Here is a 12,755-nt window from a genome sequence, read left to right as displayed (position 1 = left end):
GATGCGTAAGTCAGTTATTGCGATTATCATCATTGCGCTGGTCGTACTTTATACCTCCATCTTTGTGGTGAAAGAGGGCGAGCGCGGGATTACCATGCGTTTCGGTAAAGTCCTTCGTGACGATGAAAACAAACCGCTGGTCTTTGAACCGGGTCTGCACTTCAAGCTCCCGATGATTGAATCAGTGAAAATGCTCGACGCTCGTATCCAGACGATGGATAACCAGGCCGATCGTTTTGTCACCAAAGAGAAAAAAGACCTGATCGTCGATTCTTACATCAAATGGCGTATCAGCGACTTCAGCCGTTACTACCTGGCAACAGGCGGCGGTGACGTCTCTCAGGCCGAAGTGCTGCTGAAACGTAAGTTCTCTGACCGTCTGCGTTCTGAAATTGGTCGTCTGGATGTGAAAGACATCGTGACGGACTCCCGTGGTCGTCTGACCCTGGAAGTGCGTGATGCGCTGAACTCTGGTACTGCGGGCACGGAAGACGAAGTTGCGACGCCAGCAGCGGACGATGCGATTGCTAAAGCGGCTGAGCGTGTTCAGGCTGAAACCAACGGCAAAGTGCCGGTGATCAACCCGAACAGTATGGCGGCCTTAGGTATCGAAGTGGTCGATGTGCGTATCAAGCAGATCAACCTGCCTGCGGAAGTGTCCGAAGCGATTTACAACCGTATGCGCGCTGAGCGTGAAGCGGTTGCCCGTCGCCACCGTTCACAGGGCCAGGAAGAGGCTGAGAAACTGCGCGCGACAGCGGACTATGAAGTGACGAAAACGCTGGCAGAATCCGAACGTCAGGGCCGTATTATGCGCGGTGAAGGCGATGCGGAAGCCGCGAAACTGTTTGCCGATGCATTCAGCCAGGATCCGGATTTCTATGCCTTTATCCGTAGCCTGCGTGCGTATGAAAACAGCTTCCAGAGCAATCAGGATGTGATGGTGCTCAGTCCTGACAGCGATTTCTTCCGTTATATGAAGACGCCAGGCAACGCCACGCGATAAACTTATTCTCGTTTGAGTTATCAAACCACCGCTCTCAACGGAGCGGTGGTTTTCTTTTATCAGGAGCTAAAATGAATTCCACCATCTTGCTGGCGCTTGCTCTGGTTTTGGTGCTTGAAGGCCTTGGCCCGATGCTTTATCCGCGCGCCTGGCGTCGAATGATCGCCACCATGACCCAACTGCCGGATAATATTTTACGTCGTTTTGGCGGGGGTCTTGTGGTTGCAGGAGTGGTGATCTACTACATGTTGAGGAAAACGATTGGCTGATCAAAAAGTGGTCGGATTTGCATTATATTGAGGGCAAAAAGTGCTGTAACTCTGAAAAAGCGGTGGTAGAATCCATTTTTAAGCAATCGGTGATTTTGAAAAATGGGTAACAACGTTGTCGTACTGGGCACCCAATGGGGTGACGAAGGTAAAGGGAAGATTGTCGATCTTCTGACTGAACGTGCTAAATATGTTGTACGCTATCAGGGTGGTCACAACGCAGGCCATACTCTCGTAATCAACGGTGAAAAAACCGTCCTCCATCTTATTCCATCAGGCATTCTTCGTGAAAATGTGACCAGCATCATCGGTAACGGTGTTGTGCTGTCTCCTGCTGCGCTGATGAAAGAGATGAAAGGCCTGGAAGACCGTGGTATCCCGGTTCGTGAGCGTCTGCTGCTCTCCGAAGCCTGCCCGCTGATCCTCGACTATCACGTCGCACTGGACGTGGCGCGCGAAAAAGCACGTGGCGCGAAAGCTATCGGCACCACCGGCCGTGGTATCGGCCCTGCTTACGAAGATAAAGTTGCTCGTCGCGGTCTGCGCGTTGGCGACCTGTTCGACAAAGCCACCTTCGCTGAAAAACTGAAAGAAGTGATGGAATATCACAACTTCCAGCTGGTGAACTTCTACAAAGTAGACGCCGTTGACTACCAGAAAGTACTGGATGATGTCATGGCGGTTGCTGACATCCTGACCGGTATGGTTGTGGATGTGTCTGACCTGCTGGACCAGGCGCGCAAACGTGGCGATTTCGTCATGTTCGAAGGCGCGCAGGGTACGCTGCTGGATATCGACCACGGTACCTATCCGTACGTGACCTCCTCTAACACCACCGCGGGTGGCGTGGCGACTGGCTCCGGTCTGGGTCCACGTTATGTGGATTACGTGCTGGGTATCATCAAAGCTTACTCCACTCGCGTGGGTGCAGGTCCGTTCCCGACTGAGCTGTTTGATGACATCGGCGAATTCCTGTGCAAGCAAGGTAACGAGTTTGGCGCGACCACCGGTCGTCGTCGTCGTACCGGCTGGCTGGATGCGGTTGCAGTACGTCGCGCAGTGCAGATCAACTCCCTGTCTGGCTTCTGCCTGACCAAGCTGGACGTGCTGGACGGCCTGAAAGAAGTGAAAATCTGCGTGGGCTACCGTATGCCAGATGGCCGCGAAGTGACCACCACTCCGCTGGCCGCTGACGACTGGGAAGGCATCGAGCCGATTTACGAAACCATGCCAGGCTGGTCCGAAACCACCTTTGGTGTGAAAGAGCGTAGCGGTCTGCCGAAAGCCGCGCTGGACTACATCAAGCGTATTGAAGAACTGACCGAAGTGCCGATCGATATTATCTCTACCGGCCCTGACCGTACCGAAACGATGATTCTGCGCGACCCGTTCGACGCATAAACCTCGTTCTGCCTGGCGGCGCTACGCTTGCCAGGCCTACAAAACGCTTCTTTAGCCGGATAAGCAACGCGTATCCGGCTTTTTAGTTCCTCTTTCCCCCTTTCAGTCAAATAAATTAGCCGCTAAGTATCTGGCTGGTTTATCATCAATAGTGAATATCTCTGCGGTTAGACCGCGTTTTTCCCTTTTCCTGAGGTTGATGTGCAGTTAACGAGTTTCACCGATTACGGCTTACGTGCGCTGATTTACATGGCGTCGTTGCCACAAGGACAGATGACCAGTATCTCTGAGGTGACAGAGGTGTACGGCGTGTCCCGTAATCATATGGTCAAAATAATCAATCAACTTAGCCGTGCGGGATACGTAACTGCCGTCCGCGGGAAAAACGGGGGAATTCGTCTCGGAAAACCTGCACAGAGTATTCGTGTTGGAGATGTGGTACGTGAACTGGAGCCATTAACTCTGGTGAACTGCAGCAGCGACTTCTGCCACATCACCCCCGCTTGCCGCCTGAAAAAGGCGCTTTCTACGGCTGTGCAAAGTTTTCTCAAGGAACTGGATAACTACACGCTGGCCGATTTGGTTGAAGAGAATCAACCGCTATATAAATTATTGCTGGTGGAATGAAGAAAATTTCCACCGGAGCTGACAACGGAGGAACCGACATGTCACATGATCCTTTCCAGGAACGCGAAGCAGAAAAGTACGCGAATCCTATCCCAAGCCGCGAGTTCATCATCGAACACTTAACAAAACGCGAAAAGCCCGCCAATCGTGAAGAACTTGCCGTTGAATTAAACATTGAAGGCGAAGAGCAAATTGAAGCCCTTCGTCGCCGCCTGCGCGCCATGGAGCGTGATGGCCAGTTGGTCTTTACGCGTCGCCAGTGCTACGCGCTGCCGGAACGTCTCGACCTGCTCAAAGGCACCGTCATTGGCCATCGCGATGGTTTCGGCTTCCTGCGCGTCGAAGGCCGCAAAGACGACCTGTATCTGTCCTCTGAACAGATGAAGATGTGCATCCACGGCGATCAGATTCTGGCGCAGCCGTTAGGGGCTGACCGCAAGGGCCGCCGCGAAGCGCGCGTCGTTCGCGTGCTGGTACCTAAAACCAGCCAGATCGTCGGGCGTTACTTCACCGATGCAGGCGTGGGCTTTGTAGTGCCAGACGACAGCCGTCTGAGCTTCGACATTCTGATCCCGCCGGAAGAGGTGATGGGCGCACGCATGGGCTTTGTGGTGGTAGTCGAACTCACCCAGCGTCCAACGCGCCGCACCAAAGCGATTGGTAAGATCGTGGAAGTGCTGGGCGATAACATGGGCACCAGCATGGCCGTAGATATGGCGCTGCGTACGCATGAAATCCCTTACGTCTGGCCGGCTGCGGTTGAAAATCAGGTTAAAGATCTGAAAGAGCAGGTGCCGGAAGAGGCCAAAATTGGCCGCGTGGATCTGCGCGATCTGCCGCTGGTGACCATTGATGGCGAAGACGCCCGCGACTTCGATGACGCCGTCTTCTGCGAGAAAAAACGCGGCGGCGGCTGGCGTTTGTGGGTGGCGATTGCTGACGTCAGCTATTACGTCCGCCCCAACACCCCGCTGGACAGCGAAGCCCGCAGCCGTGGTACATCCGTGTACTTCCCGTCGCAGGTTGTGCCAATGCTGCCGGAAGTGCTCTCCAACGGACTGTGCTCCCTGAACCCGCAGGTTGATCGTCTGTGTATGGTCTGTGAAATGACCATCTCCACCAAAGGGCGCTTAACCGGCTATAAATTCTATGAAGCGGTGATGAGCTCGCACGCGCGTCTGACATACACCAAAGTCTGGCACATGCTGCAGGGTGACCAGGAGCTGCGCGAGCAATATGCGCCGCTGGTCAAACACATCGAAGAGCTGCACAACCTCTACAAAGTGCTGGACCAGGCGCGCGAAGAGCGCGGCGGGATCTCCTTTGAGAGCGAAGAGGCAAAGTTCATCTTCAACGCCGAGCGTCGTATCGAGCGTATCGAGCAGACGCAGCGTAACGATGCCCACAAACTGATTGAAGAGTGCATGATCCTGGCAAACATCTCGGCGGCGCGTTTCGTTGAGAAAGCCAAAGAGCCTGCGCTGTTCCGTATTCACGATAAACCGACCACTGAAGCGATCACCGCGTTCCGTTCGGTGCTGGCGGAGCTGGGCCTGGAGCTGCCGGGTGGCAGTAAACCAGAGCCGCGCGATTATGCCGAGCTGCTGGAGTCCATCAGCGATCGTCCGGATGCGGAAATGCTGCAAACCATGCTGCTGCGCTCCATGAAACAGGCGATTTACGATCCGGAAAACCGTGGTCACTTCGGCCTGGCGCTGCAGTCTTATGCGCACTTTACCTCGCCGATTCGTCGTTACCCGGATCTGTCACTGCACCGCGCCATTAAATATCTGCTGGCGCAAGAGCAGGGACATAAGGGCAACACCACCGAAACGGGTGGCTACCACTATTCCATGGAAGAGATGCTCCAGCTTGGTCAGCACTGTTCCATGGCCGAACGTCGCGCCGACGAAGCAACGCGTGATGTGGCGGACTGGCTGAAGTGTGACTTCATGCTGGATCAGGTGGGCAATGTCTTTAAAGGCGTCATCGCCAGCGTCACCGGCTTTGGCTTCTTTGTGCGTCTCGACGAGCTGTTTATCGATGGCCTGGTCCACGTTTCATCGCTGGATAACGATTACTACCGCTACGATCAGGTTGGTCAACGCCTGACGGGTGAATCCGGCGGTCAGACTTACCGTCTGGGCGATCGCGTGGAAGTGAAGGTGGAAGCCGTTAACATGGACGAACGTAAGATTGATTTCAGTCTGATCTCAAGCGAACGTGCCCCGCGTAACGTCGGTAAAACCGAGCGCGAAAAAGCGAAAAAAGGGTCGAACGGTAAAACCGGCGGCAGACGTCGTCAGGCGGGCAAAAAGGTGAACTTCGAGCCGGATGCCGCGTTCCGTGGTGATAAAGGCAAAGCAGCGCCAAAACCACCCAAAGCGAAGAAAGAGAAAGGCGCGAAAAAACCGTCCGCCAAGACCCAGAAAATAGCGGCCGCGACCAAAGCGAAGCGTGCTGCGAAGAAAAAAGTGGCGGAGTAACACTCCCTCACCCTTTGTCGGCCGGGCAAGCGTAGAATTGCCCGGCAAAAGCAATTAATGAGAACCATCAATGAGTGAAATGATTTACGGCATCCATGCGGTGCAGGCCCTGCTGGAGCGCGCTCCGGAGCGTTTTCAGGAAGTGTATATTCTGAAAGGCCGCGAGGATAAACGTCTGCTGCCGCTGATCCATGCGCTGGAAGCCCAGGGCGTGGTGATTCAGCTGGCGAGCCGCCAGTTCCTCGACGAAAAAAGCGAGGGTGCCGTTCACCAGGGCATTATCGCGCGTGCGAAACCGGGCCGTCAGTATCAGGAAAACGATCTGCCGGATCTGATCGCCCAGCTCGATAACCCGTTCTTCCTGATCCTCGACGGCGTGACCGATCCGCACAACCTCGGCGCATGCCTGCGTAGCGCAGATGCGGCGGGCGTGCATGCGGTGATTGTGCCGCGCGACCGTTCTGCGCAGCTCAATGCTACGGCGAAGAAAGTCGCCTGTGGCGCGGCGGAAAACGTGCCGTTGATCCGCGTGACCAACCTGGCGCGCACCATGCGTCAGCTGCAGGAAGAGAACATCTGGATTGTCGGCACCGCTGGCGAAGCAGACCATACCCTTTATCAGAGCAAAATGACCGGCCGCATGGCGCTGGTGATGGGTGCTGAAGGGGAAGGGATGCGCCGTCTGACGCGCGAGCATTGCGACGAGCTGATCAGCATTCCGATGGCGGGCAGCGTCTCGTCTCTGAACGTGTCTGTGGCAACGGGTATTTGCCTGTTCGAAGCGGTGCGTCAGCGCGGGTGATTTTTTGTGCCCGGTAGCGCTTTGCCTACCGGGCCTACAAAAACGTCCAGGCCGGGTCAGGCGAAGCTGCCACCCGGCCAAACACTACTCTTCTAAAGACCGCAAATGGTCATCTTTATTCAGCGTCATCAGCGCGACAATGCTCACCACCGCCGTCGCCATCACGTAATACGCTGGAATATCCAGATTCCCCGTCTGCTTGATCAACCCGGTGATAATCAACCCCGCGCAGCCAGAGAAAATGGCGTTAGACAGCGAATATGCCAGACCCAGCCCGGTATAGCGCACGCGCGTCGGGAACATCTCCGACAGCATCGCAGGCCCTGGCCCCGCGAGCATCCCCACCAGACCGCCCGCAATTAACACTACCATCGCTTTCACCGCCAGGGTGCTGGATTCTGCCTGCAAAATTTTCAGCAGCGGCAGGGCGAGGATCAGCAGCAGCGCGGTCGCCATCACCATCACCGTGCGTCGCCCGATGCGGTCACTGAGTATTCCTGACGGGATAATCGTCAGCGCAAATCCGATATTCGAAATCACCGCAATCAGCAGCGCCTGGTTAAAGCCCGTGTGCAATGCGGATTGCAGATAGGTCGGCATGATCACCAGATAGGTATACCCGGCGGCTGACCAGACCATCACACGGCCAATCCCCATCACAATCGCTTTCAGCGTGGCAGCGGTGCGCGCTTCTGCGACCACCGGTTTTTCCTTCTGCTGCACAAAACTCGGCGTCTCTTCCATGCTGACGCGCAGCCACAGGGCGACCACGCCCATCGGCAGCGCGAGGAAGAACGGAATACGCCAGCCCCAGTCATGCAGCGCGTCCGGCGTCATCACGACCGAGAGCAGTGCGACGATGCCAGCGCCTGCCAGCAGCCCAAGTGCCACGGTAAATGATTGCCACGCGCCGTAAAGCCCCCGTTTGCCGCGCGGGGCGAACTCGGTCATCAGCGACACGGCACCGCCGTACTCGCCGCCCGCAAACAGACCCTGCAAAATGCGCAACCCGGTAATGATCAGCGGTGCGGCAATGCCGATGCTGGCGTAAACCGGCACCATGCCGATAGCGGCCGTCGCGAGCGTCATCAGCACCAGCACGATAATCAGCGTCGGCTTACGGCCAATGCGGTCGCCGATGCGGCCAAAAACCACTGCGCCGAGCGGGCGGAAGAAGAACGCGATCGCAAATGAGGCGTAGGTGAGGATCAGGCTGGTCATCCCCGCTTCACCTTCCAGCTGGAAGAAGTTCTTCGCAATGACGGTCGCCATAAAACCGTACACCGCGAATTCATACCATTCGATGAAGTTGCCAATCGAACCTGCAATTAAAGCGCGCTTGTGCGCATCCGGCGCACGTTGGGAAGATTGCATAATGATTCTCTCTCGGAAGATGAGAATAAATTATTCAACAGAATGGCCGACGTGAAATAGTTTATTCTTATATTGTGTGACCTGTTTCACGAATGATTTCAATCAGATCGTCGCCTTGTGACCCGACTCCCATGCAGCCGTTGTGCAGTCTGTCCATACTTACCTTCATTGCCATTGAAGGAGGGAGACATATGCACTGGCAGACACACACGGTTTTCAATCAGCCTGTACCCCTGTCGAACAGCAATCTTTTTCTGTCGGATTGCGCGCTGCGTGAGGCGGTGGCACGCGAAGGGGCGGAATGGGACAGCGAATTTCTCGCCAGCATCGGCCAGCAGCTCGGAACGGCGGAGTCGCTGGAGCTGGGCCGCCTCGCAAACGCCAATCCGCCAGAACTGTTACGTTACGATCCGCGCGGGGAGCGGCTGGACGATGTGCGCTTCCATCCTGCGTGGCATCTGCTGATGCAGGGGCTATGCGCTAATCGGGTCCACAATCTGGCGTGGGAGGAGGAGGTGCGTAAAGGGGCGTTTGTCGCCCGCGCCGCGCGGTTTGTGCTCCATGCTCAGGTTGAGGCCGGAACGCTTTGCCCCATCACCATGACCTTCGCCGCCACGCCGTTACTTCAGCAATCCCTTCCCAAACCCTTCCACGACTGGCTCTCGCCGCTGTTGAGCGATCGCTACGACCCGCATCTGGCGTCCGGCGCGCAAAAGCGTGGACTGCTTATCGGTATGGGAATGACCGAAAAGCAGGGCGGGTCCGACGTGCTGAGCAACACCACGCGTGCAGAGAAGTGCGGCGACGGCAGCTATCGGCTGATAGGACATAAATGGTTTTTCTCTGTGCCGCAAAGCGATGCTCATCTCATGCTGGCTCAGGCTCACGGTGGGCTGTCGTGCTTTTTCGTTCCGCGCATTCTGCCCGACGGGCAGCGTAACGCCGTCCGGCTGGAACGCCTGAAAGATAAGCTCGGTAACCGGTCGAACGCCAGCAGTGAGGTCGAGTTTATGAACGCCTCCGGTTGGCTTTTAGGTGAAGAGGGCGAAGGTGTGCGCCAGATCCTGAAGATGGGCGGCCTGACGCGCTTTGACTGTGCGCTGGGCAGCCACGGACTGATGCGCCGCGCGCTCTCGGTCGCGTTGTATCATGCCCATCAGCGGCAGACGTTTGGCAAAAACCTTATCGACCAGCCACTGATGCGCGATGTGCTGAGCCGGATGGCGCTCCAGCTCGAAGGGCAAACGGCGCTGCTGTTCCGCCTGGCGCGCGCCTGGGATCGTCGGGACGATCCGCAAGAATCTGCATGGGCGCGGCTCTTTACGCCCGCAGCGAAATTCAGCGTGTGCAAAGGCGGAATTCCCTTTGTCGCCGAGGCGATGGAAGTGCTGGGCGGTGCCGGGTATTGCGAAGAGAGCGAATTGCCGCGTCTGTACCGCGAAATGCCGGTGAACAGCATCTGGGAAGGGTCGGGCAACATCATGTGTCTGGATGTACTGCGGGTGCTGACGAAACATTCGGGCATTGTTGATGTGCTGCACGAAGACTTCGCGCAGGTGAAAGGTCAGGATCGTCATTTTGATCGTGGCTGGCGGCAGCTGCAGCAAAAACTGCGTAAACCGCAGGAGGCTCAGGGCCGGGAAATTACCCAGCAGCTCTTTTTGCTGGGTACCGGGGCGCAGATGTTGCGACATGCCTCGCCGCCGGTGGCACAAGCCTGGTGTCGCATGATGCTGGATCCCCGCGGCGGCTCGCTGCTGAGCGAACAGGTGCAAAACGACCTGCTGCTGCGCGCCACGGGGCGAGTCGGTTAACCCTTCAGGCGGAACAGGCTCACCAGCTCGGTCAGGTGTGAACCTTTCTCACGCAGCGTGTGTGCGGTTTGCTCGCTGCGCGATACGCGGTCGGCGTTAATATGTGTCGCTTCGCCGATGTGGGTCATCGCCAGATTGACCTGACGGATCCCCGCCGACTGCTCGTGCGAGGCGTGGTTAATCTCCGTGACCAGCTGGTTGATGTTATCGATATGCACGATGATCGAGTCCATCGCCTGCCGGGTTTGCTCGGACAGTTGGTGGCCCTCGCTTACCTTTTTCAGCGTGTCGCCGATAAGTTGCTCGATCTCTTTAACGGCGTTTGCACTGCGCGCGGCCAGCGCCCGGACCTCCTGCGCCACCACCGCAAAACCTTTGCCGTGTTCACCGGCGCGCGCGGCTTCTACCGCGGCGTTCAGCGCCAGAATATTGGTCTGGAACGCGATGGACTCAATCACGCGGGTGATATCTTCGATACGTTTCGATGCGTCGCGAATATCATCCATGGTGGCGACAGCGTTACCGACCGTTTCCCCGCCGTGATGGACAGCGCGCGATGTTTCCCGTACCAGCTGCTGCGTTTGTTCCATGTTCGCCGCATTTTGCTGCACGGTGGCGGCCAGTTGCTCCATGCTCGCGGAGGTTTCTTCAACGCTGCTGGCCTGTTTGTTGATCTGCCCGGAGATTTCGCCCGCATCGGCTGCCAGCGCGTTGGTGCCAAGGTGAATCTCACCTGCGGCTTCGCGCACCTGGTGCACGATTTGCTGAAGCCCGCCGCCGATGCCGTTAATCGCGCCGATCAGTTGCCCCACTTCATCCTGACGGCTGACGGGCAGTTCGGCGCGCAGATCCCCTGCGGCGTACTGGCGGGCAAGGTGAATCACATCGCGCAGAGGGCGGGTTAACCAGCGGCGAATGATAATGACAAACGCGGCAGCGAACAGCGCCGAGAGCACGACGCCTGCCAGCAGGAAGCGGTCACGTAAGGCGTTGACGTTCGCCAGCAGTACGGATTTATCCACTTCACCGACAATCGTCCAGTTCCAGCCCGGCAGCGGCGTATAGGCCATTTTCAGCGTGCGGCCATCGTCGCTGATGCGCTCGACGGTGCCCTCTTTTCCGCTCAACAGTTGCTGCTGGAGTGCGCTATCCCATTTTGGCAGTTGGCCCTCTTCGCTGGCGTGGAACAGATACTGCCCGCGTGTTTTGCCGTTGCTGCGATCCAGGACGTAAAAGTGGCCGCTGTCGCCCAGGCGGCGATTGAGAATTTTATCGCGCATTACGTTCCAGGAATGGCTGATATCTACGCCGACAAACACGATCGCAATCACCTGACCGCTCGCATCTTTAACCGGCTGGTACTGCGTGATGTAGCGCTTGCCAAACAGCAGGGCCAGGCCGCGATAGACGTCGCCTTTGGTGACGGCGTTGAAGGCGGCGCTGGAGTTGTCCAGCACGGTACCGATCGCACGTTCACCGTTCTCTTTGCGCAGGGAGGTTGCCACGCGTACAAAGTCGTTGCCGCTGCGGACAAACAAGGTTGAGATCGCGCCGGTACGACTCAGAAAGTCGTCGGAGAAGCTGTTGTTTTCATGCAGTTCGGTATCGCCGCCTTTTAGCAAGGGGGCGTTCTGGCCATTGATGGCGCGTAGCTGACCGGGATCGATGCTGAGCGGCTGGGGCAGAAAGGTGCCGAAGAGTTTAGTGTAACTCTCAACTTCTTCACTCAGGCTGGTATTAAACATCTGCACCATATCCACGATGCCGGTGGATTGGTTATGAAGATCTTCCACTGCAAGTGCTTCCAGCTGTTGGCTGGCTTTATGACTCAGAAGAAAAGTGAACAGCAGAAAGAGCGTTGCGACACTCACGCCGGTAAGTAACGATAGCTTTGCGCCAAGGCCTGAACGGCGGAAAAAGTTGATCATAAATTGCTCATTGTTGAAAAGGTATGGCAGTTCAACGGCAGAGCGGAGCTAACATTTATCAACTTTATGTAACAAAATGTTACATTGCTGTCTCTATTTGGTAGCGCTAAAGATAATAGATTGGTGAAAATACAAAAGCCACTAAAATTAAGTGGCTTTTATCGGAGGCGTGTCAGGCGTAGAGAATGGCCTGTACTCGCCACTGGTCGGCGTATCGGTCTTCCTGCATCTGGACAATGCGATACCACGAAGCACCCTGCTCATCCGCTTTAAATGCAATCACACGTTCCACGTCTTGCGGGCTCCCTGAAATGTTATTCACGGAGATAAGGCCAATTTCATTTAAGCCTGTGACACAATCAGCGCTGGCAAATTCGGCTGACTGCGCGGTTGTGCTCATCAGCCCCGCTGAGAGCAGCAGTGAGGTCAAAGCAAGAGATCGTTTCATTGTCAGCTCCATTTCACATGTCTCCGGTATCCGCCGGGCAATCCTTCGCAAATAAACTCACTTCCATTGTCACAGGCATGGAGTTTATTGTGGACAGGAAAACGTCTATGGACGCAAAGCAGTGTAAATGTCGTTTAAATCCTGACAGTTATTTGCGGTACAAAATGGCTTGCGAGTACCACTGTCCGGTAATGATGGTTTCATCCACCATAATAATGACGTAGTAATCTGCTTTTGCGGCGACAGCTTTCGCTTTTATTGCATCCTCCGCATCCGCCGGTGAGCCACGAACCAGCACACTGGCGGTACCCATACGTTGTAATCCTTCGGTCTGATTACGACGAATTTCCTGAGGATAACTGGTGGCGGCCGGGGCGGGCTGTGGTGTTCCTTCCAGCACGCTACAGCTTGTTAACAGCAGCACCAGCAATAAAGCAGCGAACCTGCGCATAACCATATCTCGTTTCCTGATAGCCATAGTGTAGATGTCTGCGAATTTCATTTTGGGGGAATGTTCCCAAACTGTTATCTGTGACGTCATTTTCGAATGAAAATATCGTGAAAGCGTAATCCAGTTCTCAAGATTATGAATCACCCATT

At 56.0% G+C, this 12,755-nt stretch carries 11 protein-coding genes; 7 read left to right on the top strand and 4 right to left on the bottom strand.

The genetic code is table 11. From position 1 onward, the window contains the following. Position 1 precedes the first annotated feature (1 nt). From hflC to rlmB, 6 genes are all read left to right on the top strand, one after another. Positions 2 to 1,006: a protease modulator HflC gene (gene hflC / locus F153LOC_RS11785; RefSeq protein WP_100777894.1), complete on the top strand. Its 1,005-nt coding sequence runs from the start codon at positions 2 to 4 to the stop codon at positions 1,004 to 1,006. Between the two features lie 71 nt (positions 1,007 to 1,077). Then, positions 1,078 to 1,275: a DUF2065 domain-containing protein gene (locus F153LOC_RS11780; RefSeq protein WP_095280484.1), complete on the top strand. Its 198-nt coding sequence runs from the start codon at positions 1,078 to 1,080 to the stop codon at positions 1,273 to 1,275. 102 nt (positions 1,276 to 1,377) lie between these two features. Next, positions 1,378 to 2,676, top strand: coding sequence for an adenylosuccinate synthase (locus F153LOC_RS11775; protein ID WP_100777893.1), 1,299 nt, complete (start codon positions 1,378 to 1,380; stop codon positions 2,674 to 2,676). Between the two features lie 201 nt (positions 2,677 to 2,877). Then, positions 2,878 to 3,303 (top strand): nitric oxide-sensing transcriptional repressor NsrR, encoded by a 426-nt coding sequence (gene nsrR / locus F153LOC_RS11770; protein ID WP_100777892.1) that lies wholly within the window; start codon positions 2,878 to 2,880, stop codon positions 3,301 to 3,303. 38 nt (positions 3,304 to 3,341) lie between these two features. Beyond that, positions 3,342 to 5,789, top strand: coding sequence for a ribonuclease R (gene rnr, locus F153LOC_RS11765; RefSeq protein WP_100777891.1), 2,448 nt, complete (start codon positions 3,342 to 3,344; stop codon positions 5,787 to 5,789). A 70-nt stretch (positions 5,790 to 5,859) separates the two neighbouring features. Continuing rightward, complete coding sequence (rlmB, locus tag F153LOC_RS11760; protein ID WP_095280487.1) at positions 5,860 to 6,591, top strand: 23S rRNA (guanosine(2251)-2'-O)-methyltransferase RlmB; 732 nt, start codon at positions 5,860 to 5,862, stop codon at positions 6,589 to 6,591. A gap of 84 nt (positions 6,592 to 6,675) precedes the next feature. Here rlmB and F153LOC_RS11755 read toward each other — a convergent pair whose 3' ends face one another. Next, on the bottom strand, positions 6,676 to 7,965 hold the full coding sequence (locus F153LOC_RS11755; RefSeq protein ID WP_102104437.1) for an MFS transporter: 1,290 nt from the start codon (positions 7,963 to 7,965) through the stop codon (positions 6,676 to 6,678). 191 nt (positions 7,966 to 8,156) lie between these two features. Here F153LOC_RS11755 and F153LOC_RS11750 point away from each other — a divergent pair, with 191 nt between their 5' ends. Continuing rightward, positions 8,157 to 9,779 (top strand): isovaleryl-CoA dehydrogenase, encoded by a 1,623-nt coding sequence (locus F153LOC_RS11750; RefSeq protein ID WP_102104438.1) that lies wholly within the window; start codon positions 8,157 to 8,159, stop codon positions 9,777 to 9,779. Here F153LOC_RS11750 and F153LOC_RS11745 read toward each other — a convergent pair. The 3 genes from F153LOC_RS11745 to bsmA form a co-directional block, all read right to left on the bottom strand. Next, a complete protein-coding gene (locus tag F153LOC_RS11745) occupies positions 9,776 to 11,707 on the bottom strand; it encodes a methyl-accepting chemotaxis protein (RefSeq protein ID WP_100777888.1) in 1,932 nt (643 codons plus the stop codon). The two genes, F153LOC_RS11750 and F153LOC_RS11745, sit on opposite strands and share 4 nt — an antisense overlap. A gap of 172 nt (positions 11,708 to 11,879) precedes the next feature. Continuing rightward, the gene (gene yjfN / locus F153LOC_RS11740) at positions 11,880 to 12,167 is read right to left on the bottom strand and encodes a DUF1471 family protease activator YjfN (RefSeq protein WP_100777887.1); all 288 of its coding nucleotides are present in this window, start codon (positions 12,165 to 12,167) and stop codon (positions 11,880 to 11,882) included. Between the two features lie 136 nt (positions 12,168 to 12,303). Next, positions 12,304 to 12,633 carry a biofilm peroxide resistance protein BsmA gene (gene bsmA, locus F153LOC_RS11735; RefSeq protein WP_102104643.1) on the bottom strand — a complete coding sequence of 110 codons (330 nt, stop codon included), beginning with the start codon at positions 12,631 to 12,633 and terminating at the stop codon, positions 12,304 to 12,306. Positions 12,634 to 12,755: the final 122 nt, after the last annotated feature.

This window comes from Lelliottia sp. F153 (genome assembly GCF_002870005.1).
Lineage (GTDB): Bacteria > Pseudomonadota > Gammaproteobacteria > Enterobacterales > Enterobacteriaceae > Enterobacter > Enterobacter nimipressuralis.
The sequence above is the reverse complement of the archived record's forward strand: the minus strand, read 5'-3'. Positions and strand labels throughout refer to the sequence as shown.

What these genes read in the sequence shown, in the direction of transcription:
- F153LOC_RS11755 (WP_102104437.1), bottom strand. Translation starts at nt 7,965, where the DNA reads ATGCAATCTTCCCAACGTGCGCCGGATGCGCACAAGCGCGCTTTAATT.
- yjfN (WP_100777887.1), bottom strand. Translation starts at nt 12,167, where the DNA reads ATGGAGCTGACAATGAAACGATCTCTTGCTTTGACCTCACTGCTGCTC.
- bsmA (WP_102104643.1), bottom strand. Translation starts at nt 12,633, where the DNA reads ATGGCTATCAGGAAACGAGATATGGTTATGCGCAGGTTCGCTGCTTTA.
- rnr (WP_100777891.1), top strand. Translation starts at nt 3,342, where the DNA reads ATGTCACATGATCCTTTCCAGGAACGCGAAGCAGAAAAGTACGCGAAT.
- F153LOC_RS11780 (WP_095280484.1), top strand. Translation starts at nt 1,078, where the DNA reads ATGAATTCCACCATCTTGCTGGCGCTTGCTCTGGTTTTGGTGCTTGAA.
- rlmB (WP_095280487.1), top strand. Translation starts at nt 5,860, where the DNA reads ATGAGTGAAATGATTTACGGCATCCATGCGGTGCAGGCCCTGCTGGAG.
- F153LOC_RS11775 (WP_100777893.1), top strand. Translation starts at nt 1,378, where the DNA reads ATGGGTAACAACGTTGTCGTACTGGGCACCCAATGGGGTGACGAAGGT.
- hflC (WP_100777894.1), top strand. Translation starts at nt 2, where the DNA reads ATGCGTAAGTCAGTTATTGCGATTATCATCATTGCGCTGGTCGTACTT.
- F153LOC_RS11745 (WP_100777888.1), bottom strand. Translation starts at nt 11,707, where the DNA reads ATGATCAACTTTTTCCGCCGTTCAGGCCTTGGCGCAAAGCTATCGTTA.
- F153LOC_RS11750 (WP_102104438.1), top strand. Translation starts at nt 8,157, where the DNA reads ATGCACTGGCAGACACACACGGTTTTCAATCAGCCTGTACCCCTGTCG.